Genomic DNA, 24884 nt, shown 5'->3' with positions numbered 1-24884 from the left:
CTCTAGGGTTTGGTCACTCATTGCCTGCAGATGCGCTCGTGAGGCGTGAAGCCTTTGACTGTCGTCAGCCTTCGCAGGGTGTTGCGGCACTGCCGTGAAGAATCACACCCAGGGCGCATCCGTCCATGTCGGGACAAGACTGCATCCCCAAATTCCAGGATCGGACGGCAGGTATCTCAGGCGACGCTGCGGGAGGGCCTTCCTGCAACCTCGGAGGCAGGGTTGCCCAACCTGAGCGGATCGTCGTCGCGCATCAACTCTTCGATGAACAGGCTCAACAGCTGCGTCCGGCCGCTGACGCCGGCCTTGCGATAGATCGCGTTGGTCTGCGCCTTCACCGTTCCGTCCGAAGTCTCGCGCAGGGTCGCGATCTCGGCCGTGGACATGCCCTTGATCGCGAACAGCGCCACATCGCGTTCGGCAGGGGTCAGCCGCCATTCGGCAAAGCGCTGGTTCAGGATCTCGGCAAACGCGCCCGAAGCCCGGCGCAGCCGTTCCTCGACCGCGTTGCGTTCGGCCACGGTCATGCGCAGCGCCCAGGCCCCCAGCGCGATCCCGATCACCAGGCCAAGCGCGGCCCCCAGTTCCAGCATCTCGCGGGACCGCCAGCTGAGCGGCCTGGTTTCCAGCCCGATCACCGACGACAGGATATCCGCGATGAAAACAGCGGCGCAGAGAATCTGGAACAACAAGAGCAGCGTCAGGCCCAACCGCTTTCTGGTCAGGAACCTGCGCAAGCCGGACGTTCTCGACCTCATTTGGGCTCCGTCAGATCGATTCCATCTTCGATCGATGCCTCGAGGTCGCGTGTCATCCCGATCGCACCAGCCTCGTCTTCCTGCCCGACCGCCTCGACATCGCCGCCATCCCTGAACCGGTGGGCCTCGCCCCCCGTTTCATCATCATGGTCGTCCGAGGCCAGCTGGCTGAAATTGCTGCGCAGGTCGCGCAGGATCTCGCCGGTCTTCGGATTGATGACGATCTCGCGGTGCATGTCGCCGCGTTCCGCCGTGAAGCGCAGCCGGCCCAGCCATGTGCGCGAGGCCTCGATCTCGTCATATCCCTGATCGCGCAGTTGCGAAACGACCTGGCTGCTCAGGCGGTTGTCGCCGGCCTGAGCCAGCGCCGGCGTTGCCACCATTATTGCCATCAAGGGAGCCAAGACGCAGAACCAACGTTTCATGTTACCTCCGGTCCCAACGGAAGAACCGGGGCAAGTTGGTGCCCCGGCGTTGAAATTTTCCCGACTCTGCTGATCGGGAAAGACAGCGTCAATCTGCCTTTTCAGCACAGTTAGTGGCTGAGATCTTCCGTCTTGAGACGGAGGAACGCGGCCGGCAGGTCATCATTGGAGACCGAGCCAGATTGACGCCCTGCCTGCTCATCCGCGCCGACCTCGCGCCTCAGCCATTCCTTTGGGATATCGCCGGAATCGTCCAATTGCATGACGCTGCCGTCCGTCGGCTCAACGAATCCGTCGGAGGTGTCGACGAACCCGTCCGCGGAATCCGCGGTTTCGTCCATCGTCTCGACGAAACCGTCGGTGGTATCAACGAAGCCGTCCGCAGGATCGCCCAGTTCGGGATCGATCGCGTCATCGCCGCCATCGACCTCGACCGCGATCGTTCCGTCTCCGTCTTCCTCGATCACGCCGCCCTCGATCACGTCGACGCCGATCTCGGTCACATCGGAGGGTTCATTCTCGTCGGGAATTTCCGGAAGAACCTCGTCCTCGCCCGCCGCAGCCAACCAGATCTGCCCCAGCCCGGAAGCATTCGCCGGCATGACCAAATCGCGCGGCATCGGCGACGCATAGCCGGCCCCCGCGATCAGCACGGAGGCCGCGACACCCGCAAGCAGCCTTTGCTTCTTCTTTCCGATCATTCTGTCTCTCCGAGAATATGGGCTTCGCCACCCTGGCGATCGCCGTGAGAGAACCTGGCCACCGCGACGGGAGACAGTCCATCCGAGGCGGGTTTAGGGATGCTGGCCAGGGGTTTATGCCGCGGGCCTAAACCGAAGTTTAGGGCGGCGATCGGCGCAAAAACCCGGCAAATGCAGTGATTGGTCCGTTGCCACGGAAAACGGCCGGGGCGAGAGATTCGCCCCGGCCGTTCCGGTTCATTGGGTCAGGGCAGGCTGAAATCAGCCGTTGGTCCCGTCGCTGTCCGAGCCGCCGGTGCCGTCCGAACCGCCATCCGAGCCCGAATCCGACCCGGAATCGGCGCCCGAGTCAGCGCCCGAGTCAGCGCCGGAATCGGTGCCGCCATCGGTCCCCGAATCCGTGCCGGTGCCGGCGCCAGCATCGGTGCCAGAATCGGTGCCGGTGTCGGCATCCGGGGTATCGGTCGCGCCATCCGTCGCGCCGTCGGTGGCACCCTCATCGGTCGCACCATCGGTCGCGCCATCGGTGGCCTCGTCCGTCGCCCCGTCCTCGGTCGCCTCGTCAGTGGGCTCCGTGGGGGCTTCCTCGGTCGCGGTGGGCTGCTCGGCATCGGGTGACGGGTCCAGCGTGCGCTCTTCCTCGGTCAGGACACGCTCGCCATTCACCTCGATCAGGCGACCCTCGACGAGGTTGTAGACCAGCTTGATGTCATCGCCGTCGCGGGTCGCGGTGACGGTCATCAGCGAGCCGTCGCGCAGGATGTAGATGTCGCTGAAGCCCTGGGCGATCAGCGTCTCGGCGATGGCCTCGTCATTGGCGTCCTGATTGAACACCGGGTAATCTGACTCGACCACGGTGGCGATCGGCGACACGCCGTCGGATTCGACCGCGGCACCGGGGACGACCACGGTCTGACCATCGGGGGTCTCGACCTCGGTCGCGGTCTGCGCCAGTGCGCTGGTGCTCATCGCGGCCGTCAGAATCATGGCCAATTTCATGTGCTTCGTCAGCATTCTTCATGCCTCCAGTAAGGTTGCTGGCAAGAGAACGCCCCGGATCAACGGGGGTTCGGCCTCCTCACGGAAACGTCAGAATGGTTAACCGGCCGTTCAGGTCTTGATGTCGACGCCGAGATGCTTGGCGACGGTGAAGATGTCCTTGTCGCCGCGCCCGCACATGTTCATCACGATCAGGTGGTCCTTGGGCAGGTCGGGGGCGATCTTCGCCACATGGGCCAGCGCATGGCTGGGCTCCAGCGCCGGGATGATGCCTTCGGTCGCGCAGCAAAGCTGGAAGGCCGCCAGTGCCTCGTCATCGGTGATCGAGACGTAATCAGCGCGCATCTGGTCTTTCAGCCAGGCATGTTCCGGCCCGATGCCGGGATAGTCGAGACCGGCGCTGATCGAATGGCCCTCGAGGATCTGGCCCTCGCTGTCCTGCAGCAAGTAGGTGCGGTTGCCATGCAGCACGCCGGCGCGGCCGCCGGTCAGGCTAGCGCAATGCTGCATCCGGTCATCGACGCCCTTGCCGCCGGCCTCGACGCCGATGATGTGGACGGATTTGTCGTCGAGGAAGGGATAGAACAGCCCCATCGCATTCGAGCCACCGCCAATGGCCGCGACCAGCGTGTCGGGCAGACGGCCTTCGCGCGACAGGATCTGTTCCCTGGTCTCCTTGCCGATGATCGACTGGAAATCGCGCACCATGGCCGGATAGGGATGCGGACCGGCCACCGTGCCGATGCAATAGAAGGTGTCGCGCACGTTCGTGACCCAGTCGCGCAACGCGTCGTTCATCGCGTCCTTCAGCGTGCCGCGACCAGAGGTGACTGGCACCACTTCGGCACCCAGCAGCCGCATGCGGAACACGTTCGGCGCCTGCCGCTCGACATCATGCGCGCCCATGTAGACCACGCATTTCAGCCCGAAGCGGGCGCAGACCGTGGCCGTTGCGACGCCATGCTGCCCTGCCCCGGTCTCGGCGATGATCCGGGTCTTGCCCATGCGCATCGCCAACAGGATCTGGCCCAGCACATTGTTGATCTTGTGCGCGCCGGTATGGTTCAGCTCGTCGCGCTTCATGTAGATCTTGGCGCCGCCCAGATGGTCCGACAGGCGCTCGGCGTGGTAGAGCGGCGAGGGCCGGCCGACGTAGTGGGTCCAGAGATCGTCCATCTGCGCCCAGAAGCTCGCATCGGTCTTGGCGCGCTCGTACTCGGCCTCGAGGTCAAGGATCAGCGGCATCAGCGTCTCGCTGACGAAGCGGCCGCCATAGATGCCAAAGCGCCCCTGCTCGTCCGGGCCGTTCTTGAAGCTGTTCACGAGATCATCGGCCATGGCGCTGCCTTTTCGGTGCTGGACTTGGATATTTGGACGAGAAAGAAACCTAGAGGGACTTCTTATAGCCGATATGGGACGGGGTGAAGCCCATGCGGTCATAGAAGCGGTGCGCGTCGGTGCGGGCCTTGTTGGTGGTGAACTGGATCAGGCTGCAGCCGGCGGCGCGGGCGCGGTCCTCGGCATCGTGCATCATCGCCTCGCCGATCCCCTGCCCGCGATGGCTGGCGGCGACGCGCACCCCCTCCATCAGCGCGCGACGGGCGGCGGTCAGCGACAGGCCGGTGATGAAGGTCAGCTGGTAGCAGGCCATCACCAGGCCCGCATCATCGCCGACGATGATGGTATTGCTGCCCTCGGCCCGCATGGCGTCGAAGGCGGTCAGGTAGCGGCTCATGTCGCTGCTTTCGCGCGACTTGCCCAGCATGTCATCGCTGAGCATGGCGACGATGGCGGGCACGTCCTCGCGCCGGGCCTCGCGCCAGATCACCGGCTGGCTCACGACGCAGCCGCGATGAAATCGCGGATCAGGTCGCTGTCCTTCTGGCCCGGCGCAGTCTCGACGCCCGAGGAGACATCGACCCCGGAGGCGCCGGTCAGGCGGATCGCCTCGGCCACGTTGGCCGGGGTCAGCCCGCCGGCCAGCAGCCAGGGCTTCAGCCATTTGCGCCCGGTCAGCAGTCGCCAGTCGAAGGCCAGCCCATTGCCGCCGGGCAGCACCGCATCCTTGGGCGCCTTGGCATCGACCAGCAGCATGTCGGCGACAAGTCCGTAATCCCAGAGCGCATCCAGATCCCCGGGCCCGGCCACGCCCAAGGCCTTCATCACCGGCAGCCCGGTCAGCGCCTTGATCTCGGCAACCCGGGCGGGGCTTTCCTTGCCATGCAGCTGGATCATGTCGAGCGGCGCGACCGCCAGCGTCCCGGTCAAGAGCGCATCATCGGGATCGACGAAGAGGCCGACGCGGGCGATGCCGGCGGGGATGTCCGCCATCAACCGGGCGGCCTCGTCAGGGCTGACGGCGCGCGGCGATTTCGGGAAGAACACGAAGCCCAGGTAGCGAGCGCCGGCCTCGACCGCCGCCGCGACATGCTCGGGCTGGCTGAGGCCGCAGATCTTGACCTGGGCCATTCAGCGTCCGCCGGGGCTCGGCAGCGTGGTTCCGGGCGCGGGCGAGGGCGAGGCGATCGGGCGCGGCGGATTGCCGGTGCCGGTGCCGCCGGCAGCGCGCGGACGATCGACAATGGCCAGAACCTCGTCGCGCGGGCCGGCGTGGCGGTCACGCAGATGGCCGACCTCGCGTTCCAGCTGGGCGACCTGGCTGGCGCGCTGGCGCGATTCGCGGCGGATATGCGCCTCGCGCAGCCATTCCCAGATTAGACCGATCACCACGCCGAACAGGATCGCCAGGAAGATCACCAGGAACAGCGGCAGGCTGATCGACCATGTGCCGCCCAGGTATTGACCGAAATTCGCCGGGAAGGCGGTCAGAGTCACCATCTCGCGGTTGGCGAGCGCTATGGCGATCAGCACGATGGCCAGCACGGCGACGAAAAGCAGGCGGATAAAGCGCATCTGGTATCCCTTCTTCCGGCCCGGAAGGCCCGGGCACGCGCGGCCTTTCTACGGCGATCAGGCCTCGCCGTTCAACCGGTCACGCAACAGCTTGCCGGTCTTGAAGAAGGGGACATGCTTTTCCTCGACATCGACGGCGTCGCCGGTGCGCGGGTTGCGGCCGGTGCGGGCATCGCGCTGCTTGACCGAAAACGCGCCGAAGCCGCGCAGCTCGACCCGGTCGCCGCGCGCCATGGCATCGACGATCTCTTCGAACACCGTGTTGACGATCCTCTCGACATCACGGCGGAACAGGTGGGGGTTCTCTTCGGCGATCTTCTGGATCAGTTCTGACCGGATCATGTTCTATACCTGCAAATAGCCTGGACCACGGGAACGGACGGTCGGTGCTTGGCCCACCGTTCGCACGAGTATAGCGCCCAACGCAAGACAAGTCATTTGGTTGCATCGGTTTGATATGCCCATCTTTTCCGACCGAGGGCGAAAGTCGCTTGCGAGCCCTCCAAAGGTCAGGGTCCGGGCGCGCGGCCAGAGGGGCACGATTGCGCCGTAGGCGGGCCAGAGGTTGCTGCGACCTGCGGTTCCGACATGGGCATTGACGAATTAGGTCATCTGTCCTAGAGATCGATGTGAGCTAGGACAGATGACCTAACATGCCAACGCCCACCACGCGCGAACTGATTGTCGAACAGGCGGATGCCCTCTTCTACGAGGGTGGATACGAGGCGACATCCTTCGCCGAGATCGCCGCGGCGCTCGGCATCTCGCGCGGGAATTTCTATCACCATTTCAAGACCAAGGACGATATACTTGATGCGGTGATTACCCGCCGCGTCGAGAAGACGCGCGTCCTGCTGGACGGCTGGCAGGCCGAAGCCATTGACCCGCGCGCCCGCATCCTGTCCTTCATCCGCCTCGTGATCGCCAATCGCGCCAAGATCATGGCCTTTGGCTGCCCGGTCGGCACGCTGGCCTCGGAACTCGCCAAGCTTGATCACGCCGCGCAAGATCGCGCGGCCGAGATCTTCGGCCTCTTCCGCGACTGGCTCGCCTGCCAGTTCCGGGCTCTTGGCGCGGGCGAGCGTAGCGAGGCCTTGGCGCTGCACCTGTTGGTCTGGTCGCAGGGCGTGGCGGTGATGGCATCGGCCCTGCGTGACGAGACGATCATTCACCGCGAGGTCGAGGGCATCGAGCACTGGCTCGCCACCCTTACCGACCTCGCCCCCGCCCAGTGACCTAGGAGCGCCGATGTTTGTCACCTTGCTGAAATTCGCCCAAAATCGCGCCGCGGCGCCTGCGTTCATGGCGGCGCATAATGACTGGATCGCCCAGGGCTTTGCCGATGCCGCCTTCCTCTGCGTCGGCGCGCTCGCGCCCAATGCCGGAGGCGCGATCCTCGCCGCTGGCGAAAGCCGGGCCGCTCACGATGCCCGGATCGCCGCCGATCCCTTCGTTGCCGAGGGGATCGTGACCGCCGAGACCTACGAGATCGATCCGAAGCGCACGGTGCCCGCGCTGGATTTCCTGAAGCTGCCGGCATGAGCGGCACCATCCCCGGCCCGGACGGCCGCCCGCGCTGCCGCTGGTGCGCAGCCGCGCCGGAGTTCTTCGCCTATCACGACCGCGAATGGGGCTTTCCGGTCGTCGACGACATCAGGCTGTTCGAGAAACTGTGCCTCGAAAGCTTCCAGTCGGGCCTCAGCTGGCGCACGATCCTCGCCAAGCGCGAGAACTTCCGCGCGGCCTTCGCCGGCTTCGACTTCCGCAAGGTGGCGCTGTTCGACGAGGGCGATGTGACGCGACTGATGGCGGATACCGGCATTGTCCGGCACCGGGGCAAGATCGAGGCCGTCATCAACAATGCCCGCTGCGCCTGCGACATGGTCGAGACCGAAGGATCGCTGGCGGCCTATCTCTGGAGGTTCGAGCCGGAGGGCGACGAGGCTGCGCCACAAAGCCGCTCCACCTCGCCAGCCTCCGAAAAGCTGTCAAAGGAGCTGCGCAAGCGGGGATGGAAGTTCGTCGGCTCGACCACTATCTACGCCTTCATGCAGGCGATGGGGCTGATCAACGATCACGCCAGCGACTGCGCGATCAGGCCCGAGGTCGACGAGGCGCGAAAGGCCCTGCGCCGCCCCGGCTGAGCCAACCCAACCGCCCCGCAAAGGAAAGGCCCCGCCCCTGCGATCTGCAGGGACGGGGCCAGGTCTCGTGGCGTATCGCCGCCCGCTTAGTTGTTGCGGTTCAGCGCGGCGCCGAGGATGTCACCCAGCGAGGCACCCGAATCCGAGCTGCCATACTGGTCGATCGCCTCTTTCTCTTCGGCGATCTCGCGGGCCTTGATCGACAGACCCAGACGGCGGGTCTTGGTGTCGATATTGGTCACGCGGGCATCAACCTTGTCGCCGACCTGGAAGCGCTCGGGGCGCTGGTCCTGGCGGTCACGGGCCAGATCGCTGCGGCGGATGAACGACTTGACGCCGTTATACTCCACTTCGATCCCGCCTTCCTCGATCGAGGTCACTTCTGCGGTGACGATCGTGCCGCGTTTCACGCCATCCACGGCCTCGGCCATGTTGTCGTTTTCCAGCGCCTTGATCGACAGCGAGATGCGTTCCTTGTCGATATCCACGTCCTGGACAACGGCTTTCACCACGTCGCCCTTGCGGAAGTCCTGGATCGCGTCTTCGCCACGGGCATCCCAGCTGATGTCCGACAGGTGAACCATGCCGTCGATGTCGCCCTCGAGCCCGATGAACAGGCCGAATTCGGTGATCGACTTCACTTCGCCTTCGATCTGGGTGCCGGCCGGGTGGGTCTCGGCGAAGACTTCCCACGGGTTGCGCTGCGTCTGCTTCAGACCCAGCGACACGCGGCGCTTGGCTTCGTCGATTTCCAGAACCATCACGTCAACCTCTTGCGAGGTCGAGACGATCTTGCCCGGATGGACGTTCTTCTTGGTCCAGCTCATTTCCGAAACGTGGACCAGGCCCTCGACACCGGCGGCCAGTTCAACGAACGCGCCGTAATCGGTGATGTTGGTCACGCGACCCGAATGCACCGAACCGATCGGGAATTTCTCGATCACGGTATCCCACGGATCGGCCTGCAGCTGCTTCATGCCGAGGCTGATGCGGTGGCTGTCCTTGTTGATCTTGACGACCTGGACCTTGACGGTCTCGCCGATCGACAGGATCTCGGACGGGTGGTTGACGCGGCGCCAGGCCATGTCGGTGACGTGCAGCAGGCCGTCAACACCGCCCAGATCGACGAAGGCGCCGTATTCGGTGATGTTCTTGACCACGCCGTCGACCGTCTGACCTTCGGTCAGGTTGGCGATGACTTCGGCGCGCTGCTCGGCGCGGCTCTCTTCCAGGATGGCGCGGCGCGACACGACGATATTGCCGCGGCGACGGTCCATCTTCAGGATCTGGAACGGCTGCTTCAGACCCATCAGCGGGCCGGCATCGCGCACCGGGCGGACATCGACCTGCGAGCCGGGCAGGAAGGCCACGGCACCGCCCAGATCGACGGTGAAGCCGCCCTTGACGCGACCGAAGATGGCGCCTTCGACGCGCTCTTCATCGGCATAGGCTTTTTCCAGACGATCCCAGGCTTCCTCGCGGCGAGCTTTCTCGCGCGAGATCGAGGCTTCGCCGCGGGCATTTTCCACGCGGTCCAAGTAGACCTCGACTTCGTCGCCAACCTTGATGCTGGCTTCTTCGCCGGGATTTGCGAATTCTTTCAGATCGACGCGGCCTTCCATCTTGTAGCCGACATCGATGATGGCCTGGCCCGCCTCGATGGCGATGACCTTGCCCTTGACAACGCTGCCCTCGTCGGGCGTGTCCATGTCGAGGCTCTCATTGAGCATCGCCTCGAAGTCTTCCATGGTCGCTTTTTCAGCCATGTGTATCCGTTTCCTTTACAATGTTGTGTCTGGCCATGCGGTTGGCTCCGCCGGTCTTTGGCGTCTCCCGGGAATGACAAAGGGTCGCGGCAATCTGCCCGACCCAAGTTTCAGCGGTCTGTTGTGACCATGTCGCCCGTTTGACTTGGGCGCGATATAACCCCCGAAAGCCCGCCACGCAAGGCCGGATCGCCCGTGCTTTGCCCGAAAACATGCAGAAATCGCAGGTTTCGCGGCCCCATCCTCTCCGTTTCATTGATACTGAATTCCGGATTGGCGGGATTGCAATACCCTGCCCGGCACGGCTTTCTTCTGGCAGACATCAGCAAGGAGCCCGCCCCATGCGCTACAGCCGCGACCTGCGAGGATATGGCGAACAGACCCCCGATCCGAAATGGCCGGGCGGCGCGCGGATCGCCGTGCAGATCGTCGTCAATTACGAAGAGGGCGGCGAGAACAGCATCGAGCATGGCGACGCGGCCTCGGAGGCCTTCCTGTCCGAGATCATCGGCGCTCAGCCCTGGCCCGGCCAGCGGCATTGGAACATGGAATCGATCTATGACTACGGTGCCCGCGCCGGCTTCTGGCGGCTGCATCGGATGCTGAAGGACATTCCTGTCACCGTCTACGGCGTCGCCCATGCGTTGAAGCGCAGCCCCGGGCAGGTCGAGGCGATGCAGGCCGCGGGATGGGAGATCGCCACTCACGGGCTGAAATGGATCGACTATCGTAACATCCCCGCCGAGGTGGAGGCCGAGCATATCGCCGAGGCAATCCGCATCCATACCGAGGTGACGGGCGAGCGGCCGCGCGGCTTCTACCAGGGCCGCACCTCGATGAACACGGTGGCGCTTGGCTGCGAGGAAGGCGGGTTCGAATACCTGGCCGACACCATCGCCGACGATCTGCCCTATTGGCATGTCCACAAGGGCAAGCCGCAGCTGATGGTGCCCTATACGATGGACGCCAATGACATGCGCTTCTCCTCGGGTCAGGGCTTCGGCACCGGGGTCGAGTTCTTCGACTATCTGCGCGACAGTTTCGACGTGCTCTATGCCGAGGGCGCGGCGGGGGCGCCGAAGATGATGTCGATCGGGCTGCATTGCCGTCTGGCCGGGCGTCCGGGCCGGGCCAAGGCGATCCAGCAGTTTCTGGACCATGCCCGCGCCCATGAAGGCGTCTGGTTCGCCTCGCGCCTCGACATCGCCCGTCACTGGGCGCGCGAACATCCCTGGCAGCCGCGCCAGCGCCCCTCGGAACTGGATCGCGAGACCTTCGTTCAACGCTTCGGCGGCATCTACGAGCATTCGCCCTTCATCGCGGAACGGGTCTGGGAGGGCGAGATGGGCGCGGTTCATGACAGCGCCGAGGGTCTTGCCGCCCGCATGGCGCAGGTTTTCCGCAGCGCCAGCGACGAGGAACGGCTTGGCGTGCTGATCGCCCACCCCGACCTCGCCGGCAAGCTGGCGGCAGCAAAGCGGCTGACCGCCGAAAGCACGTCCGAGCAGGCCAGCGCCGGTCTGGACGCGCTGACCGACGAAGAAAAGGCCGAATTCACCCGGCTGAACGACGCCTATACCGCCAAGCACGGTTTCCCCTTCATCATCGCCGTGCGCGACCATGACAAGGCTGGCATCCAGCGCGCCATGGCCCGCCGGGTCGACAACGACACCGCCACCGAACGCGCCGAGGCCGAACGTCAGGTCATGCGCATCGCCGAACTTCGCCTGCACGAGGCCCTGAAATGACCATCACCCCCCCGACCCGCACCTATACCGGCCCGATCGCCGGCCTGCCGCCGCAGACCGACCTGACCACCGACACCGCCGTCTTTACCGAGGCCTATGCCGTCATCCCGCGTTCCACCATGCGCGACATCGTCACCAGCTACCTGCCGGGCTGGGACGGGATGCGGATGTGGATGATCGCCCGGCCGCTCAGCGGTTTCGCCGAGACCTTCAGCCAGTACATCGTCGAACTGGCGCCGGGCGGCGGCAGCGATGCGCCCGATGGTGATCCCGAGGTGCAGCATGTGCTGTTCGTCACCGATGGCGAATTGCGCGCTACCATTGACGGCAAGGATCATGTCCTGACGCCGGGCGGCTATGCCTATATCCCCGCCGGAACCGCATGGTCGGTGCGCAATGCGACGGATGGCAAGACCGGCTTTCACTGGTGGCGCAAGCGCTGGCAGCCGGCGCCGGGCATCGGCAAGCCCGACGTGATCGTGACGCAGGAACAGGACGTCACCCCCAACGCCATGCCCGACACCAACGGCGCATGGGCTACGACCCGATTCGTCGATCCGACCGACCTGCGCCATGACATGCATGTCACCATCGTCACCCTGCAGCCCGGCGGCAGCATCCCCTTTGCCGAGACCCATGTGATGGAACACGGGCTGTTCGTGCTGGAAGGCAAGGCGGTCTATCGCCTGAACCGCGACTGGGTCGAGGTCGGCCCCGGCGATTTCATGTGGCTGCGCGCCTTCTGCCCGCAGGCCTGCTATGCCGGCGGTCCGGGGCCGTTCCGCTATCTGCTCTACAAGGACGTGAACCGGCACGCGACGCTCTGGCCGAACCGGTAGGGCATCCTCCCGCAGCTGTGCATTGAACCTTTGCCGCCGGCCCATCAGGTTGGCGGCATCTGGTTTTGCCCGCGTAAGGAGTATCCATGCCCCGCATCCTGCCCGCCCTGATCCTCGCCGCCCTCAGTGGCCCGACGCTGGCCGAGACAGAGCCCAATGTCTTCATGGACGATCGCTCCTCGCCGGAAAGCGTGGTGATCTCGTTCTACAATGCCATCCATCGCCACGAATACCTGCGCGCCTGGAGCTATTACGATCCCGACGATGCGCCCGACTATCCGGGGTTCCGCGATGGCTATGCCGGGACCGACAGCGTCAAGCTGCGCGTCGGCGAGGTCCAGTCCGAGGGCGCGGCAGGCAGCATCCATTCCTCGGTTCCGGTGGCGTTGCGGGCCACCGCGACAGATGGCACGGAAACGGTCTATACCGGCTGCTACCGCCTTACCCAGGTGCAGCCCGCGAACCAGGACATGCCGCCCTTCCGCCCGATCCAGATCGACGCGGGCGAGATGGCGGTCAGCGACCAGCCCTTCGCCAGCGCCATGGGGGTCTGCACGGAGTAAGGCCTCACGCCTTGGTGGCGTTCACCGGCGGGGTGACGGTGCTCGCCCGCACCCGCGCCTCGCGCCAGGTGATATAGCTGATCGCCCCGATCATCATCGCCCCGCCCAGCAGGACCCAGGCATCCACCGGCTCGCCGAAGACGAAGACGCCCAGAAGGCTGGCCCAGACCAGTTGCAGGAAGGTGACGGGCTGGGTCACGGTCAGCGGTGCGGCGGCGAAGGCGCGGGTCATGGTGTAATGCCCGGCGGTGGCAAAGACCGCGACCAGACCGAGCCAAGCGATCTGCTCCAGTGTCGGCGGCACCCAGTCCATCAGCGCCAGCGGCGCCAGCCCGATCGAGACGGTCAGCGACATCATCGCCACCACCACGGTTGCCGGCACCCGCTCGGCCAGTTGCTTGGCGATGAGATAGGAGAGGCCGAAACAGACCGCCGCCGCCACCTGCGACAGGTGGCCGGGATCCATGGGCCTCAGGCCCGGGCGCAGCACCACCAGCGCGCCGATCAGCGCGACCGCGATGGCAAGGATGCGGCGGACGGCCAGCTTCTCGCCAAAGATCAGCGCCGCGCCGATGGTCACCATGATGGGATTGAGAAAGCCGATGGCCGTCACCTCGGCCACGGTGATCCGCGACATGGCATAGAACCAGGCGATCACCGCCGCGACATGCAACGCGCCGCGCAAGAGGAACAGCCGCCAGACATCGGCCGGAAAGCCCTGCTTCAACGTCGGCACGATCACCGGCAGCAGGAAGGCCAGCCCGAAGAGAAAGCGGATGAAGGCCGCCTGCGGGGCGGGCAGCGCGCCTTCGAGCCCGCGCACGATGCCGTTCACCGCGACAAAGCACAGCCCGGTCAGCAGCATCCAGCCGATGCCCTGCAGGTCTTGCCTTGTGCTCGTGTCGAGTTGCATCATCTGCAAATGAACGCATTCCAGTTCGGGCGCAAGCAGGATCGCATGGGTGCCGGCGTGGCCTTCTACCCCAACAGCAGCTTGGCGGCGATGGCCCACATGATGCAGCCGATGGCGAATTCCAGCACCTGCCACGAGCGCGGCCGGGCGAAAACCGGGGCCAGCAGCCTTGCGCCATAACCAAGCGCGAAGAAGAAGGCGAAGGAGCCGGTGATGGCTCCGGCGGCAAAGGCGGTTTTCTGGGTGAACTTGGCCGAGACCGCGCCCAAGAGGAACACGGTATCCAGGTAGACATGCGGATTGGCCCAAGTCAGCATGGCGATGGTCGCCAGCGTCGCGACCAGCCCCGCACCCGCACCATTGGCCCGCGCCTGCAACGCCTCGCCCCCGCGCGAGGCCGCCAGAAAGGCCCGCGCGCCATACCAGATCAGGAAGGCCGCGCCGCCGTATTTCATCGCCACCATCGCCCAGGGCGCCAGTTCGGCGATCTTCCCCATGCCGCTGACGCCAAGCGCGATCAGGGCCGCATCCGACGCGGCGCAGAACAGGCAGACGGCGAAGACATGCTGCCGCAGCAGGCCCTGTTTCAGCACGAAGGCATTCTGCGCCCCGATGGCGACGATCAGTGACAATCCGGTGGCAAATCCGGTGAGATAGGCGTGCATGGCGGTCTTTCCTTTGCTTGCAAAGCCTCTTGCCATGCCGTGCGCCATAAGTGAAATTCATTCATCTGCATCAGCATTAGCCAGACTTATTATCCCATGCTCGACTACCCAGCCCTTGCCGCGCTTGCCCAGGTCATCCGTCGCGGCTCGTTCGAGGGCGCGGCCTCGGCGCTTGGCGTCACGCAATCGGCCATCTCGCAGCGCATCCGCGGGCTCGAGGATCGCATGGGCGCGGTGCTGGTCCATCGCGGCCCGCCGCCGGTGGCGACCGAGGCGGGCGCGCGGCTGATCGCGCATTTCGACCGGGTGCGGCTCTTGGAATCGGAACTGGGCGAGGACGTCACCGGCGCCTTGCCGGTGATCCGGGTGGCGGTAAATGCCGACAGCCTTGCCAGCTGGGCCATGCCGGCGCTGGCGGCGGCGCCGGGTCTGCTGGACCTGGTCATCGACGACCAGGACCATGCCGATCAATGGTTGCGCGCCGGTCAGGTCGCCGCCGCCATCACCGCCCAGCCCGGCCCCCTGCCCGGCTGCGACAGCCTGTCGCTTGGCGCGATGCGCTAACAGGCGGTGGCCAGCCCCGATTTCATCGCCCGACATTTCGCCGATGGGGTGACGCCCGAGGCACTGGCGCAGGCGCCGCTTCTGACCTTCAATACCAAGGACGCGCTGCAATCGCGCTGGCTCATGCAGGTGACGGGACGGCGGGTCAGCCCGCCCACGCATCTGATCCCCTCTGCCGAGGCTTTTGCAGCGGCGACCCGGTTGGGGATGGGCTGGGGGATGAACCCGGATGTGCTGATCGGGGATGACCTGGCAGCGGGGCGGCTTGTTCCGTTGATCCCCGGCACCGCGCTCGACATCGCCCTGCACTGGCAGGTCGCGCGGATAACCGCAACGGCGCTGAAGCCGCTGACCCGTGCGATCCGGGACGCGGCAGCCAAGGCTTTGGCACGGGGCTGACGCCCCCTCAGAGGCTGCAGATCTCCGAGCGGGTCAGGAACCGCCGCTCGCGGCCATTGTCGAGGCTGAACATCCCGCCGCGTCCGACCACCACGTCGATGATCAGATCGGTATGCTTCCACGCCTCGTGCTGGCTCGCGGAGATATAGAAGGGCGCGCCGCCGATCTCGCCGATCTTCACGTCGCGCTCGGACAGGCGGAACTCGCCCTCCGCATAGCACATCGGCGAAGACCCGTCGCAGCAGCCGCCCGACTGGTGGAACATCACCGGGCCATGATCGGCGACGATCTCGGCCAGCAGATCCAGCGCGGCGGGCGTCGCGGTGACTGTGGACATGGCAATCCTCCCAAACTGGAATGGGGGCCGCGTGGCCCCCATCCATTTCAGTTGCTCAGAAGAAGCCCAGCTTCTTCGGGCTATAGCTGACCAGCATGTTCTTGGTCTGCTGATAGTGGTCGAGCATCATCTTGTGGTTCTCGCGCCCGATGCCGGACTGCTTGTAGCCGCCGAAGGCCGCATGGGCCGGATAGGCGTGGTAGCAGTTCGTCCAGACCCGACCCGCCTGAATGGCGCGGCCAAAGCGGTAGCAGGTGTTCACATCGCGCGACCAGACGCCCGCACCCAGACCGTAGAGCGTGTCATTGGCGATCTCGAGCGCCTCTTCCTTGGTCTTGAAGGTCGTGACCGACAGCACCGGGCCGAAGATCTCTTCCTGGAAGATGCGCATCTTGTTGTTGCCACGGAAGACGGTCGGCTGGACGTAGTAGCCGCTGCTGAGCTCGCCCCCGTGATCGGCGGCGGCACCCCCGGTCAGCAGTTCGGCACCCTCTTTCTGGCCGATGTCGATATAGGAAAGGATCTTTTCCTTCTGCTCGCCCGAAGCCTGCGCCCCGATCATCGTCTCCAGCGCGCGCGGATCGCCCTGGCGGATCGCCTCGACGCGCTTGATGGCGCGCTCCATGAAGCGGTCATAGATCGATTCCTGGATCAGCGCGCGCGACGGGCAGGTGCAGACCTCGCCCTGGTTCAGCGCGAACATGGTGAAGCCTTCCAGCGCCTTGTCGAAGAAATCGTCATCCTCGCGCGCCACATCGTCAAAGAAGATGTTGGGCGACTTGCCGCCCAGTTCCAGCGTCACTGGGATCAGGTTTTCCGAGGCGTATTGCATGATCAGCCGGCCGGTCGTCGTCTCGCCGGTAAAGGCGATCTTCGAGATGCGCGGGTTCGAGGCCAAGGGCTTGCCGGCCTCGAGGCCGAAACCGTTCACGATGTTCAGCACGCCCGGCGGCAGGATATCCGCGATCACATCCATGAACACCAGAATGCTGGCCGGGGTCTGCTCGGCCGGCTTCATCACCACGCAATTGCCGGCGGCCAGTGCCGGGGCCAGCTTCCATGCGGCCATGAGCAGCGGGAAGTTCCACGGGATGATCTGTCCGACGACGCCAAGCGGCTCGTGGAAGTGATAGGCGATGGTGTCGTGGTCGATCTCGGAAATGCCGCCCTCCTGCGCGCGCAGGACGCCGGCGAAATAGCGGAAATGGTCGATCGCCAGCGGCACATCGGCGGCCATGGTCTCGCGGATCGGCTTGCCATTATCCCAGGTCTCGGCAATCGCCAGACGCTCGAGATTGGCCTCCATGCGGTCGGCGATCTTCAGCAGCAGGTTCGACCGCTCGGTGGTCGAGGCCGCGCCCCATTTGTCCTTGGCGGCATGGGCGGCGTCCAGCGCCAGCTCGATATCGGCCGCGCCCGAGCGGGCGATCTCGCCCACGCCGCCGCCGGTGATCGGGGTGGTGTTGGTGAAATAGCGCCCGTCACGCGGGGCGACCCATTTGCCGCCGATGAAGTTGTCGTAGCGCGGGGCAAAGGGAATCGCGGTCGCGCCTTGGAAATGCGGTGATTGATCGTTCGCCATTGTTGAAAATCTCCTCCTCAGGATTCCGCCGGCAGGCTGAAGCCGGTGATGGGAGGAAGGTGCCAGAGCGGCGGATTCGCACAATCGGGGGGGCTTGGGCGAGACCGGGCGACTGTCTCACGGGTGAGACAGTCGCCCGCTTATTTCTGCTCGAAGCCCAGTTTGGCCATCCGCCGATAAAGCGTCGCCCGCCCGATCCCCAGTGCCCGCGCCGCCGCCGAGGCATTGCCATCGGCCCGCGCCAAGGCCCGCGCGATGGCCGCGCGCTCGCCCTTGTCGAAACCCCGCATCCCCTCGTCGCGCTGCAGCACATCCGAGGCCGGGCGCGGCCGGATCTCGCCCTCGCGCGGCAGGCCCAGCAGCTTGCGGGCGGCGCGGGTGGCGCCGATGGTCAGGTCATCCTCGTCGACCGCGATCAAAGCCGCGCCGCCAAGCCGGTCTTCGCTGGCCAGCACGATGCGGGCCGAGGGGAAACTGGCGCGGAACAGCAGCGCCTCGATCGAGGCCGCCGCCTGCCCCACCTGCGCCGCGATCAGCCGGTTGTAATCATCAGCCTGCACCGGGCGGACCGAACTGACATCCAGCGCCGCGATCAGCCGCCCGTCCGGGCCCCAGATCGGTGCATCCATGCAGGACATGGCGGTGTTGCGGGTGTGGAAATGCTCGTCGCGGGTGATGGTCAGCGCGCGCCCCTCGGCCAGACAGGTGCCGATGCCATTGGTGCCCTGCGCCGCCTCGGACCAGTCAAAGCCCTCGCTGAGGCCCCAATCGGCGAATTGCGCCGCATCGCCGTCGCGCACCCGCTGCGCCAGCACCAGCCCCTCGGCATCGGTCAGCAGAACGTTGCAGCCCGACAGGCCCACCAGGTCGAACAGCTGATCGAGCTGCGGATGGGCGACATGCATCAACAGGTCCATCGCCTCGCGCCGCCCGGCCAGTTCCGATCCCAGCACCCGCGCCGGCAGCCGCGTCGCCGCCGGGTCGAGCCCGTATTTCACCAGCGAGCGGCGCCAAGAGCTGACCAGAGCCGAAGCCGCGCTGGCGGATTGCGACTGCTCGGCCACGAAATCGGCATGGGATTTGCGCATCCGGATGGTTCCTCCCCGGAGAAACCATAGCAAATGCGGGCGCGCCGGGGCGAGGCGCAATGCGCCGCACCCTATTGGACATAGGTCGAAGGAGGGTGAGGATCAGCCGCTGAAGAGGAAATGCAGGACGTCGCCGTCCTTGACCTCATAGGTCTTGCCCTCGACGCGCAGCTTGCCGGCCTCGCGCGCCCCCGCCTCGCCATTCCCGGCAACATAGTCGAGATAGGCGATGGTTTCGGCCCTGATAAAACCCTTCTCGAAATCGCCATGGATCTCGCCTGCCGCCTGCGGCGCCAGCGTGCCCTTGCGGATCGTCCAGGCCCGAGCCTCTTTCGGGCCGACGGTGAAATAGGTCTGCAGGCCGAGAAGGTCATAGGCGGCGCGGATCAGGCGATCCAGTCCGGCCTCTTCCAGCCCCATCTCGCCGAGGAACATCTCCTGCTCGTCGGCAGGCAGCTGGCTGATCTCTTCCTCGATCTTGGCCGAGATCACCACCGAGCCATTGCCCTGCGCCGCCGCCATCTCGGCCACGCGCGCCGACTGGCTGTTGCCCTTGGCCGCGTTCTCTTCCTCGACATTGCAGACGTAGAGCACGGGCTTGGAGGTCAGCAGCTGCAGCATGTTCCAGGCCTTGCGGTCCTCGTCATCGACCTTGACGGTGCGCGCGGGCTGACCGGCTTCCAGCGCCACCAGCGCCGCCTTCATCAGCTTTTCCTGTGCCGCCGCCTCCTTGTCGCCGCCCTTCAGCTTGCGCTGCAGGTTGGCCAGACGACGCTCGATCGATTCCATGTCGGCGATCATCAGCTCGGTCTCGATCACCTCGGCATCGGCGATCGGGTCAACGCGGCCCTCGACATGGGTGACGTCGCCATCCTCGAAGCAGCGCAGCACATGGGCGATGGCATCGACCTCGCGGATATTGGCGAGAAACTGGTTGCCAAGCCCCTCGCCCTTGCTCGCGCCCTTCACCAGACCGGCGATATCCACAAAGGTGATCCGCGTCGGAATGATCTGTTTCGACGTGGCAATCGCCGCCAGCTTGTCCAACCGGGGGTCGGGCACGGCCACCTCGCCCACATTCGGCTCGATGGTGCAGAAGGGGAAATTCGCAGCCTGCGCGGCAGCGGTTTTCGTCAGCGCGTTGAACAGCGTCGACTTGCCGACATTCGGCAGCCCGACGATCCCCATGCGAAAGCCCATGATTGCAACCTTTCCTGAATTCGGCGGTTACTTAGAGCCGGGGCGGGCACAAGTCCAGCCTGACGGCGGAAAGGATCCTCTCATGCAGTTCATCCCCTATCTCTCGTTTCAGGGCGAATGCCGCCCGGCCTTCACCACCTATGCCGAGATCTTCGACGGCACGCTGGAGCTGATGCCCTTCTCGGACATGCCGCCGGGCGACGGGATGCCGAGCCTGCCGCCCGAGCAGGCGGGCTGGATCATGCACGGATCGGTCACCCTGCCCGATGGCGGCTTGCTGATGGGCGCCGACATGCCGCCGCAATTTGGCGGCGAGCGCATGGCCGGGGCCTCGGTGGCGATCTCGCTGCCCTCGCCCGCCGAGGTGAACCGGGTCTTTGACGCGCTGAAGGTGGATGCGCAGACCATCGCCATGGAGGTAGGCCCGACCTTCTTCTCGCCCGCCTTTGGGATGCTGACCGACCGCTTTGGCACCAGCTGGATGATTATGACCGAGCCGCAATAGGCGCGGCAGAGGGCGGGCGCCGGCCCGTGGGTGGGCGCCGCACCGGCCGAGCGATGCGCTTTATGGCGCCAGCTACCTCTTCTGCGGCGACGCAGGACCAGCGGCACCAAAGCGCCTACCCGCCGGAACGGGCAGGCGCTCGCCCGGCGGTCTTGCAGACCGCGTATCGGGCGGGGTTGCGGGACCAGCCGATTGCGTCTCTCCCCCATAGAAGCTAGTGCTAACAGCCGGACAAGACGGGGCGGGACATGACCAGAATCGACGACACTTTCGCGCGGCTCAAGGCCGAGGGCAAAAAGGCCTTCGTGGCCTATATCATGGCCTCGGACCCCGACGAGGCGACCACCGCCGAGATCCTGCGCGGCCTGCCCGGCGCCGGCGTCGACATCATCGAACTGGGCATGCCCTTCACCGACCCGATGGCCGATGGCCCGACCATCCAGCATGCCGGCCAGCGGGCGCTGGCGGCGGGGGGCAGCGTCACCCGCACGCTCGCGATGCTGCGCGAGTTCCGCAAGACCGACAACACCACCCCCGTGGTGCTGATGGGCTATTACAACCCGATCTACGCCCGGCGCGGCGGGGTCGACCGCTTTCTGGAAGAGGCCGTCGAGGCCGGTGTCGACGGGCTCATCGTCGTCGACCTGCCGCCCGAGGAAGATGCGGAACTCTGCATCCCCGCCGGCAAGGCCGGGCTGAACTTCATCCGCCTCGCCACCCCCACGACCGATGACCGCCGCCTGCCCGCCGTGGTCAAGAACACCTCGGGCTTCGTCTACTACGTCTCGGTCACAGGCATCACCGGCGGCCCCGCCGCCAATGCCGCCGAAGTGGCCCCCGAGGTCGCCCGCATCCGCGCCGCCGCCGGCCTGCCCGTGGTGGTTGGCTTCGGAATATCGACCCCCGAGGCAGCCCAATCCGTGGCCAGCGTCGCCGATGGCTGCGTGGTGGGCAGCGCCATCGTCAAGATGATCGGCGAAGGCCGCCCAGTGCCCGAGATCCTCGGCTTCGTCGCCGAACTGGCCGCAGGGGCGCATCGGGGCTGATGTCTTCCCGGCTGGCCCTCGACCACATCGTCATCGCCGCCGAGACGCTGGCCGAGGGGGTGGACTGGCTGACCGCACGGCTTGGCACCCCGCCCTTGCCCGGCGGCAAGCACCCGCTGATGGGCACGCATAACGCGCTCTGGCATCTGGGCGCGCGCGAGTATCTGGAAGTCATCGCCATCGACCCCGAGGCCCCGGCCCCGTCGCGGCCCCGCTGGTTCGGGCTGGATCAGTTCAGCGGCGCGCCGCGTCTGGTGGCATGGGTCGCGCGCAGCAGCCCGCTGACCGCACCCGAGGGCAGCACCATATCCGAGGCGAGCCGGGGCGACCTCAGCTGGCGCATTGCCATTCCCGACAGCGGGGTCTCTGCCGCAGACGGCATCGCACCCCTGCTGATCGACTGGGGCGACGGGCCGCATCCGACCAGCCGGATGCCCGAGCAGAGCCTGCGCCTGACCGCGCTGACCCTCTCCCATCCAACCCCGCCGGCATTGCCGCTCACCGATCCGCGCATCACCGTGACCACCGGCCCCCTTGGCCTCTCGGCCCGGATCGTCAGCTATCAGGGCGAGGTCAGCCTGTGATCCGCGACAGCCGCGTGGGTGATGCCGCCGCCATCGCCGCGATCTGGAACCCGATCATCCGCGACACCGCCATCACCTTCTGGCCGAGCGAGCGCGGCGAGGCCGAGATTGCCCAGATCATCGCCGAGCGCCAGCGTCAGGGCTTTGCGCATCTGGTCATGGAGGCCGATGGCGCGATCATCGGCTTTGCCAGCTATGCCCAGTTCCGTGGCGGTGGCGGCTACGCCCATTCCATGGAACACACCATCCATGTCGCTCCCGAGGCGCGGGGCACCGGCACCGGCCGCGCGCTGCTGATCGCGCTCGAGGATCACGCCCGCGCTGCCGGCCACCGGCTGATGATCGGCGCGATCACCGCCAGCAACGCGCGCTCGGTCCGGTTCCATGACCGCATGGGCTATGCCCAATGGGGCCGCATCCCGGCGGCGGGCTGGAAGTTCGGCACCTTCCACGACCTGATCTTCATGGGCAAGGACCTCGCCGCATGATCTGGCTCGCCGCCGGCTTTGCCGCGATCTACGGGCTGCGCCATGCCGGGGCCGCGCCGTCCTGGGCGGGCAGCATCGCCAAGACCGCCGCCACCGCGCTTCTGGCCCTCACCGCCCTGATGGCCGACGCGCCGCCCCTGCTGATCGCCGGCCTTGCCCTCGGGGCCGCCGGCGATTTCGCCCTGTCACGCCCCGGCCAAGCCGCCTTCTTGGCCGGCATGGGCGCCTTTGCCGCCGGGCATCTGGCCTATGTCGCGCTGATGTGGACGCCCGAGGGCGTCGGGCAGATCTGGCCCTTGGGGCTGGCGATGCTAGCGCTGGCGATCTCCACCGAATTCTGGCTGATCCCGCGCGCGGGCGAGTTGCGCTGGCCGGTGCGGGTCTATGTCCTCATCATCTCGTTGATGGCGCTGGCCGCGCTGAGCCTGCCGCCGGACCAGACCCTGACCCGGATCGGCGCGGGGTTGTTCGTGCTGTCAGACCTGCTGCTGGCGATCCACCTCTTCGTCGCCCCGCGCCGCCTCTTGGCGCTGACGCTCTGGCCGGCCTATTGGGGCGGGCAGGCGCTGATCCTGATGGGCCATCTGTGACCCGCTGGCCCCCTGCGCAGAACCACGATACTCTGCCCCGATGATGGATCAGGCGATACCACCGATCGACGCGCCCGAACTGCCGAAGCCCCGCAGCTTCTGGCAGCGAATCGCCGACCGGCTGGCGGCGATGCTGTCGCCGCGCCCGGCCTCGGTTGCGCCGGAACGCTCGGTGGCTTTCTCCATCGCCATCATTGCCCTGGGCGCAAAACTCGCCAAGGCCGATGGCGCGGTAGCGAAATCCGAGGTGGCGGCCTTCCGCCGGCTCTTTGTCATCCCGCGCTCCGAGGAAAAGAACGCCGCCCGGGTCTTCGATCTCGCCCGACAGGACGTGGCGGGCTATGACGCATGGGCGCGGCGCATCGCCGCCATGTTCCCACCCGCCGATCCGGTGCTTCTCGACGTGATCGAGGGCCTGTTCATCATCGCGCTGGCCGATGGCGGGCTGCACCAGGCGGAAGTGGAGTTCATCGACGAGGTGGGCCGCATCTTCGGCGTCACCCCGGCACGCATCGCCGCCATCCGCATGCGCCACGATCCCAATCGCGGCTGCGCCCCTTGCGAGGTGCTGGGCCTTGCCCCTGACACGCCGCTGCCCGAGGCGCGCAAGCGCTATCGCTCGCTGATCCGCGAGGCCCATCCCGACCGCGCCATCGCCCGTGGCCTGCCGCCCGAGGCGGTGCGTCTGGCCGAGGCCCGCACCCGCCGCCTGACCGAGGCGTGGGAGCAGTTCCGCAACATGCAGCAGGTCCCTGCGGGATGAGCCGCCTGCGTCTGCTGGCCAGTCACTGGGCAATTTTGGTCATGGCTCTGGCCTTTTTGGCCGGGCTGGTCATCACCGCAAACGGGCCGCTCTGGCTGTGGCTGCTGGTGCCCCTGGGCGTGGCGCTGCAATTCGTGAACGAATACGGCATGCACCGTTTCCTGTTCCACCTGCCGCCGCCACGCGCGCAATGGCGCTTTGACCTGATGTACCAGGCACATTACGGCCATCACGATTTTCCGACCGTGCCGGGGCTGTTCTTCGTGCCGTGGTGGATTGCCCTGCCGATGCTCGGCACGCATTACCTGATCGCCAGCGCCCTCGGCAGCCTCCTGTTTCCCGGCCTCGGCTGGCAGGTTGGCGCGGCGGTGATCCTTGTCGGCGGTGTCGGCACCTTCCTCGCCTATGAGTGGTTCCATGCCACCGCGCATCTGCCGGTCAAGAAGACTGCCGCCGAGCGCCATGTGACCATGCTGCACAACCAGCACCATTTCCGCGACTTCTCGCGCTGGTTCCATGTCTCGCCCGGTGGCGAGGTGATCGACCGTGCGCTTGGCACTGCCATCGACCGCGAGGCGCTGAAGGGTGCGCAGCGGGCCGAGTTCATGACCACGCTTGGTCTGCGCCCCGACGATCCGCGCCTGATCGCCGCCCGCCGCCGCTTCGGCCCGCGCCACGGCATTACCGAGACACAGATCGCCCGCGCCGCAAGACTGGGCTGACCTGTCGCAGCCTTGCGACTTGCGCCAGCGCCGTTCAGCCCCCACATTCGGCGAATGAAACGCATCTACGCCCTGCCCGTGATCGCCCTTCTGGCTGCTGCGCCCTTCGCACTGGCCCAACAGGAGAACGCGCCCGATCTTCCGGCGCCGGATTACCAGTATACCCCGCCGCTGGCCGACGAGGCCCCCGGCTCGCCTGCTCCTGATGCCGGCGGCTCCATGGCCGAAGGCGGCGACCTGATCGAGCGCGGCATGGGCATGTTCCTCGACAACCTGCTGAACGACATGGCGCCCGAGATCGACGGGCTGTCGCGCGATCTGGGTGGCGCCTTGTCGATGCTGGGGCCGGTGATGACCGATCTCTCGACGCTGGTCGATGACATCTCGAACTACCAGACGCCCGAGCGGCTGGAGAACGGCGACATCATCATCCGCCGCAAGGCCGATGCCCCGCCGCCGCCGCCGATCGGGGAAAGCCTGCGCGGCTTTGGCCGCGGCACGCCGGAAGGTGAGTCTGCGCCAGACGGCCGGCAGTTTCCGGTCGATCCATACCAGCCTCAGGTAGAACTTTAGGTTCTTTCC

The 24884-nt window shown here is 66.1% G+C and carries 30 protein-coding genes and 1 pseudogene; 15 read left to right on the top strand and 16 right to left on the bottom strand.

The window, feature by feature from the left end; translation table 11 throughout:
* Positions 1-176: 176 nt before the first annotated feature.
* The 9 genes from CX676_RS03305 to ihfB form a co-directional block, all read right to left on the bottom strand.
* Complete coding sequence (locus tag CX676_RS03305) at positions 177-758, bottom strand: helix-turn-helix transcriptional regulator (RefSeq protein ID WP_101751344.1); 582 nt, start codon at positions 756-758, stop codon at positions 177-179.
* On the bottom strand, positions 755-1291 hold the full coding sequence (locus CX676_RS03300) for a hypothetical protein (protein WP_157935835.1): 537 nt from the start codon (positions 1289-1291) through the stop codon (positions 755-757). Before CX676_RS03300 ends, CX676_RS03305 begins: the two co-directional genes overlap by 4 nt.
* Positions 1292-1293: 2 nt before the next feature.
* Positions 1294-1884: a hypothetical protein gene (locus CX676_RS03295; RefSeq protein ID WP_101751342.1), complete on the bottom strand. Its 591-nt coding sequence runs from the start codon at positions 1882-1884 to the stop codon at positions 1294-1296.
* 261 nt (positions 1885-2145) lie between these two features.
* Positions 2146-2871 (bottom strand): hypothetical protein, encoded by a 726-nt coding sequence (locus tag CX676_RS03290; protein ID WP_157935834.1) that lies wholly within the window; start codon positions 2869-2871, stop codon positions 2146-2148.
* A gap of 123 nt (positions 2872-2994) precedes the next feature.
* Positions 2995-4221: a tryptophan synthase subunit beta gene (gene trpB / locus CX676_RS03285; RefSeq protein ID WP_101751340.1), complete on the bottom strand. Its 1227-nt coding sequence runs from the start codon at positions 4219-4221 to the stop codon at positions 2995-2997.
* Between the two features lie 49 nt (positions 4222-4270).
* Complete coding sequence (locus CX676_RS03280) at positions 4271-4663, bottom strand: GNAT family N-acetyltransferase (protein ID WP_198590321.1); 393 nt, start codon at positions 4661-4663, stop codon at positions 4271-4273.
* Between the two features lie 56 nt (positions 4664-4719).
* Positions 4720-5352 carry a phosphoribosylanthranilate isomerase gene (locus CX676_RS03275; RefSeq protein WP_101751338.1) on the bottom strand — a complete coding sequence of 211 codons (633 nt, stop codon included), beginning with the start codon at positions 5350-5352 and terminating at the stop codon, positions 4720-4722.
* Entirely contained in the window at positions 5353-5796 is a 444-nt protein-coding gene (locus CX676_RS03270) for a LapA family protein (RefSeq protein WP_101751337.1), read from the bottom strand.
* A gap of 57 nt (positions 5797-5853) precedes the next feature.
* Positions 5854-6138 (bottom strand): integration host factor subunit beta, encoded by a 285-nt coding sequence (gene ihfB / locus CX676_RS03265; protein ID WP_101751336.1) that lies wholly within the window; start codon positions 6136-6138, stop codon positions 5854-5856.
* Between the two features lie 311 nt (positions 6139-6449).
* Here ihfB and CX676_RS03260 point away from each other — a divergent pair, with 311 nt between their 5' ends.
* Genes CX676_RS03260 through CX676_RS03250 form a run of 3 tightly spaced genes read left to right on the top strand, consistent with a single transcriptional unit; the run spans position 6450 to position 7940 of the window.
* Positions 6450-7031 (top strand): TetR/AcrR family transcriptional regulator, encoded by a 582-nt coding sequence (locus CX676_RS03260; RefSeq protein ID WP_101751335.1) that lies wholly within the window; start codon positions 6450-6452, stop codon positions 7029-7031.
* A gap of 13 nt (positions 7032-7044) precedes the next feature.
* Positions 7045-7338, top strand: a complete 294-nt coding sequence (locus tag CX676_RS03255) for a YciI family protein (protein ID WP_101751334.1) — start codon at positions 7045-7047, stop codon at positions 7336-7338.
* Positions 7335-7940, top strand: coding sequence for a DNA-3-methyladenine glycosylase I (locus tag CX676_RS03250; protein WP_101751333.1), 606 nt, complete (start codon positions 7335-7337; stop codon positions 7938-7940). Before CX676_RS03255 ends, CX676_RS03250 begins: the two co-directional genes overlap by 4 nt.
* 86 nt (positions 7941-8026) lie before the next feature.
* On the opposite strand, the gene rpsA is transcribed toward CX676_RS03250, so the two are convergent.
* Positions 8027-9706: a 30S ribosomal protein S1 gene (rpsA, locus tag CX676_RS03245; RefSeq protein ID WP_101751332.1), complete on the bottom strand. Its 1680-nt coding sequence runs from the start codon at positions 9704-9706 to the stop codon at positions 8027-8029.
* Between the two features lie 341 nt (positions 9707-10047).
* Here rpsA and puuE point away from each other — a divergent pair, with 341 nt between their 5' ends.
* From puuE to CX676_RS03230, 3 genes are all read left to right on the top strand, one after another.
* Positions 10048-11454 carry an allantoinase PuuE gene (gene puuE / locus CX676_RS03240; RefSeq protein ID WP_101751331.1) on the top strand — a complete coding sequence of 469 codons (1407 nt, stop codon included), beginning with the start codon at positions 10048-10050 and terminating at the stop codon, positions 11452-11454.
* Entirely contained in the window at positions 11451-12293 is an 843-nt protein-coding gene (locus tag CX676_RS03235; RefSeq protein ID WP_198590270.1) for a bifunctional allantoicase/(S)-ureidoglycine aminohydrolase, read from the top strand. Before puuE ends, CX676_RS03235 begins: the two co-directional genes overlap by 4 nt.
* An 86-nt stretch (positions 12294-12379) precedes the next feature.
* A complete protein-coding gene (locus CX676_RS03230) occupies positions 12380-12856 on the top strand; it encodes a hypothetical protein (protein ID WP_101751330.1) in 477 nt (158 codons plus the stop codon).
* 4 nt (positions 12857-12860) lie between these two features.
* Here the strand turns inward: CX676_RS03230 and CX676_RS03225 are convergent, their stop codons facing one another.
* Together CX676_RS03225 and CX676_RS03220 are read right to left on the bottom strand one after the other, a co-directional pair.
* Entirely contained in the window at positions 12861-13772 is a 912-nt protein-coding gene (locus CX676_RS03225) for a DMT family transporter (RefSeq protein WP_232816689.1), read from the bottom strand.
* Positions 13773-13834: 62 nt separating this feature from the next.
* Positions 13835-14434: a LysE/ArgO family amino acid transporter gene (locus tag CX676_RS03220; RefSeq protein WP_101754113.1), complete on the bottom strand. Its 600-nt coding sequence runs from the start codon at positions 14432-14434 to the stop codon at positions 13835-13837.
* 96 nt (positions 14435-14530) lie between these two features.
* Here CX676_RS03220 and CX676_RS03215 point away from each other — a divergent pair.
* Positions 14531-15397 (top strand): annotated as a pseudogene (locus CX676_RS03215) (LysR family transcriptional regulator ArgP).
* Positions 15398-15404: 7 nt separating this feature from the next.
* Here CX676_RS03215 and CX676_RS03210 read toward each other — a convergent pair.
* The 4 genes from CX676_RS03210 to ychF form a co-directional block, all read right to left on the bottom strand.
* Positions 15405-15734, bottom strand: coding sequence for a DUF779 domain-containing protein (locus CX676_RS03210; RefSeq protein ID WP_101751329.1), 330 nt, complete (start codon positions 15732-15734; stop codon positions 15405-15407).
* A gap of 55 nt (positions 15735-15789) precedes the next feature.
* Positions 15790-17316 carry an aldehyde dehydrogenase gene (gene adh / locus CX676_RS03205; protein ID WP_101751328.1) on the bottom strand — a complete coding sequence of 509 codons (1527 nt, stop codon included), beginning with the start codon at positions 17314-17316 and terminating at the stop codon, positions 15790-15792.
* A 140-nt stretch (positions 17317-17456) separates the two neighbouring features.
* On the bottom strand, positions 17457-18404 hold the full coding sequence (locus CX676_RS03200) for a GAF domain-containing protein (protein WP_101751327.1): 948 nt from the start codon (positions 18402-18404) through the stop codon (positions 17457-17459).
* Between the two features lie 102 nt (positions 18405-18506).
* Positions 18507-19604, bottom strand: coding sequence for a redox-regulated ATPase YchF (gene ychF, locus CX676_RS03195; RefSeq protein ID WP_101751326.1), 1098 nt, complete (start codon positions 19602-19604; stop codon positions 18507-18509).
* Between the two features lie 82 nt (positions 19605-19686).
* Between ychF and CX676_RS03190 the strand changes: the two genes are divergently transcribed.
* The 8 genes from CX676_RS03190 (at position 19687) to CX676_RS03155 (ending at position 24875) form a co-directional block, all read left to right on the top strand.
* The gene (locus tag CX676_RS03190; protein ID WP_101751325.1) at positions 19687-20109 is read left to right on the top strand and encodes a VOC family protein; all 423 of its coding nucleotides are present in this window, start codon (positions 19687-19689) and stop codon (positions 20107-20109) included.
* Between the two features lie 248 nt (positions 20110-20357).
* The gene (gene trpA, locus CX676_RS03185) at positions 20358-21155 is read left to right on the top strand and encodes a tryptophan synthase subunit alpha (RefSeq protein ID WP_101751324.1); all 798 of its coding nucleotides are present in this window, start codon (positions 20358-20360) and stop codon (positions 21153-21155) included.
* The gene (locus CX676_RS03180) at positions 21155-21739 is read left to right on the top strand and encodes a VOC family protein (RefSeq protein ID WP_101751323.1); all 585 of its coding nucleotides are present in this window, start codon (positions 21155-21157) and stop codon (positions 21737-21739) included. Before trpA ends, CX676_RS03180 begins: the two co-directional genes overlap by 1 nt.
* Positions 21736-22227 (top strand): GNAT family N-acetyltransferase, encoded by a 492-nt coding sequence (locus tag CX676_RS03175; protein ID WP_101751322.1) that lies wholly within the window; start codon positions 21736-21738, stop codon positions 22225-22227. The genes CX676_RS03180 and CX676_RS03175 overlap by 4 nt, the downstream gene beginning before the upstream one ends.
* Positions 22224-22817 (top strand): lysoplasmalogenase, encoded by a 594-nt coding sequence (locus CX676_RS03170; protein WP_157935833.1) that lies wholly within the window; start codon positions 22224-22226, stop codon positions 22815-22817. The genes CX676_RS03175 and CX676_RS03170 overlap by 4 nt, the downstream gene beginning before the upstream one ends.
* 40 nt (positions 22818-22857) lie before the next feature.
* Positions 22858-23580 carry a TerB family tellurite resistance protein gene (locus CX676_RS03165; protein WP_408634474.1) on the top strand — a complete coding sequence of 241 codons (723 nt, stop codon included), beginning with the start codon at positions 22858-22860 and terminating at the stop codon, positions 23578-23580.
* The gene (locus CX676_RS03160; RefSeq protein ID WP_101751320.1) at positions 23577-24302 is read left to right on the top strand and encodes a sterol desaturase family protein; all 726 of its coding nucleotides are present in this window, start codon (positions 23577-23579) and stop codon (positions 24300-24302) included. Before CX676_RS03165 ends, CX676_RS03160 begins: the two co-directional genes overlap by 4 nt.
* Before the next feature lie 54 nt (positions 24303-24356).
* The gene (locus tag CX676_RS03155) at positions 24357-24875 is read left to right on the top strand and encodes a hypothetical protein (RefSeq protein WP_198590269.1); all 519 of its coding nucleotides are present in this window, start codon (positions 24357-24359) and stop codon (positions 24873-24875) included.
* Positions 24876-24884 lie beyond the last annotated feature (9 nt).

The organism is Paracoccus zhejiangensis (assembly GCF_002847445.1).
Lineage (GTDB): Bacteria > Pseudomonadota > Alphaproteobacteria > Rhodobacterales > Rhodobacteraceae > Paracoccus > Paracoccus zhejiangensis.
The sequence above is the reverse complement of the archived record's forward strand: the minus strand, read 5'-3'. Positions and strand labels throughout refer to the sequence as shown.

What these genes read in the sequence shown, in the direction of transcription:
- CX676_RS03180 (WP_101751323.1), top strand. Translation starts at nt 21,155, where the DNA reads ATGTCTTCCCGGCTGGCCCTCGACCACATCGTCATCGCCGCCGAGACG.
- ihfB (WP_101751336.1), bottom strand. Translation starts at nt 6,138, where the DNA reads ATGATCCGGTCAGAACTGATCCAGAAGATCGCCGAAGAGAACCCCCAC.
- trpA (WP_101751324.1), top strand. Translation starts at nt 20,358, where the DNA reads ATGACCAGAATCGACGACACTTTCGCGCGGCTCAAGGCCGAGGGCAAA.
- puuE (WP_101751331.1), top strand. Translation starts at nt 10,048, where the DNA reads ATGCGCTACAGCCGCGACCTGCGAGGATATGGCGAACAGACCCCCGAT.
- CX676_RS03255 (WP_101751334.1), top strand. Translation starts at nt 7,045, where the DNA reads ATGTTTGTCACCTTGCTGAAATTCGCCCAAAATCGCGCCGCGGCGCCT.
- CX676_RS03250 (WP_101751333.1), top strand. Translation starts at nt 7,335, where the DNA reads ATGAGCGGCACCATCCCCGGCCCGGACGGCCGCCCGCGCTGCCGCTGG.
- CX676_RS03165 (WP_408634474.1), top strand. Translation starts at nt 22,858, where the DNA reads ATGATGGATCAGGCGATACCACCGATCGACGCGCCCGAACTGCCGAAG.
- ychF (WP_101751326.1), bottom strand. Translation starts at nt 19,604, where the DNA reads ATGGGCTTTCGCATGGGGATCGTCGGGCTGCCGAATGTCGGCAAGTCG.
- CX676_RS03230 (WP_101751330.1), top strand. Translation starts at nt 12,380, where the DNA reads ATGCCCCGCATCCTGCCCGCCCTGATCCTCGCCGCCCTCAGTGGCCCG.
- CX676_RS03200 (WP_101751327.1), bottom strand. Translation starts at nt 18,404, where the DNA reads ATGCGCAAATCCCATGCCGATTTCGTGGCCGAGCAGTCGCAATCCGCC.
- CX676_RS03270 (WP_101751337.1), bottom strand. Translation starts at nt 5,796, where the DNA reads ATGCGCTTTATCCGCCTGCTTTTCGTCGCCGTGCTGGCCATCGTGCTG.
- CX676_RS03220 (WP_101754113.1), bottom strand. Translation starts at nt 14,434, where the DNA reads ATGCACGCCTATCTCACCGGATTTGCCACCGGATTGTCACTGATCGTC.
- CX676_RS03155 (WP_198590269.1), top strand. Translation starts at nt 24,357, where the DNA reads ATGAAACGCATCTACGCCCTGCCCGTGATCGCCCTTCTGGCTGCTGCG.
- CX676_RS03305 (WP_101751344.1), bottom strand. Translation starts at nt 758, where the DNA reads ATGAGGTCGAGAACGTCCGGCTTGCGCAGGTTCCTGACCAGAAAGCGG.
- CX676_RS03275 (WP_101751338.1), bottom strand. Translation starts at nt 5,352, where the DNA reads ATGGCCCAGGTCAAGATCTGCGGCCTCAGCCAGCCCGAGCATGTCGCG.
- CX676_RS03210 (WP_101751329.1), bottom strand. Translation starts at nt 15,734, where the DNA reads ATGTCCACAGTCACCGCGACGCCCGCCGCGCTGGATCTGCTGGCCGAG.
- trpB (WP_101751340.1), bottom strand. Translation starts at nt 4,221, where the DNA reads ATGGCCGATGATCTCGTGAACAGCTTCAAGAACGGCCCGGACGAGCAG.
- CX676_RS03235 (WP_198590270.1), top strand. Translation starts at nt 11,451, where the DNA reads ATGACCATCACCCCCCCGACCCGCACCTATACCGGCCCGATCGCCGGC.
- CX676_RS03170 (WP_157935833.1), top strand. Translation starts at nt 22,224, where the DNA reads ATGATCTGGCTCGCCGCCGGCTTTGCCGCGATCTACGGGCTGCGCCAT.
- rpsA (WP_101751332.1), bottom strand. Translation starts at nt 9,706, where the DNA reads ATGGCTGAAAAAGCGACCATGGAAGACTTCGAGGCGATGCTCAATGAG.
- CX676_RS03225 (WP_232816689.1), bottom strand. Translation starts at nt 13,772, where the DNA reads ATGATGCAACTCGACACGAGCACAAGGCAAGACCTGCAGGGCATCGGC.
- CX676_RS03290 (WP_157935834.1), bottom strand. Translation starts at nt 2,871, where the DNA reads ATGATTCTGACGGCCGCGATGAGCACCAGCGCACTGGCGCAGACCGCG.
- CX676_RS03295 (WP_101751342.1), bottom strand. Translation starts at nt 1,884, where the DNA reads ATGATCGGAAAGAAGAAGCAAAGGCTGCTTGCGGGTGTCGCGGCCTCC.
- adh (WP_101751328.1), bottom strand. Translation starts at nt 17,316, where the DNA reads ATGGCGAACGATCAATCACCGCATTTCCAAGGCGCGACCGCGATTCCC.
- CX676_RS03160 (WP_101751320.1), top strand. Translation starts at nt 23,577, where the DNA reads ATGAGCCGCCTGCGTCTGCTGGCCAGTCACTGGGCAATTTTGGTCATG.
- CX676_RS03190 (WP_101751325.1), top strand. Translation starts at nt 19,687, where the DNA reads ATGCAGTTCATCCCCTATCTCTCGTTTCAGGGCGAATGCCGCCCGGCC.
- CX676_RS03260 (WP_101751335.1), top strand. Translation starts at nt 6,450, where the DNA reads ATGCCAACGCCCACCACGCGCGAACTGATTGTCGAACAGGCGGATGCC.
- CX676_RS03280 (WP_198590321.1), bottom strand. Translation starts at nt 4,663, where the DNA reads ATGCTCAGCGATGACATGCTGGGCAAGTCGCGCGAAAGCAGCGACATG.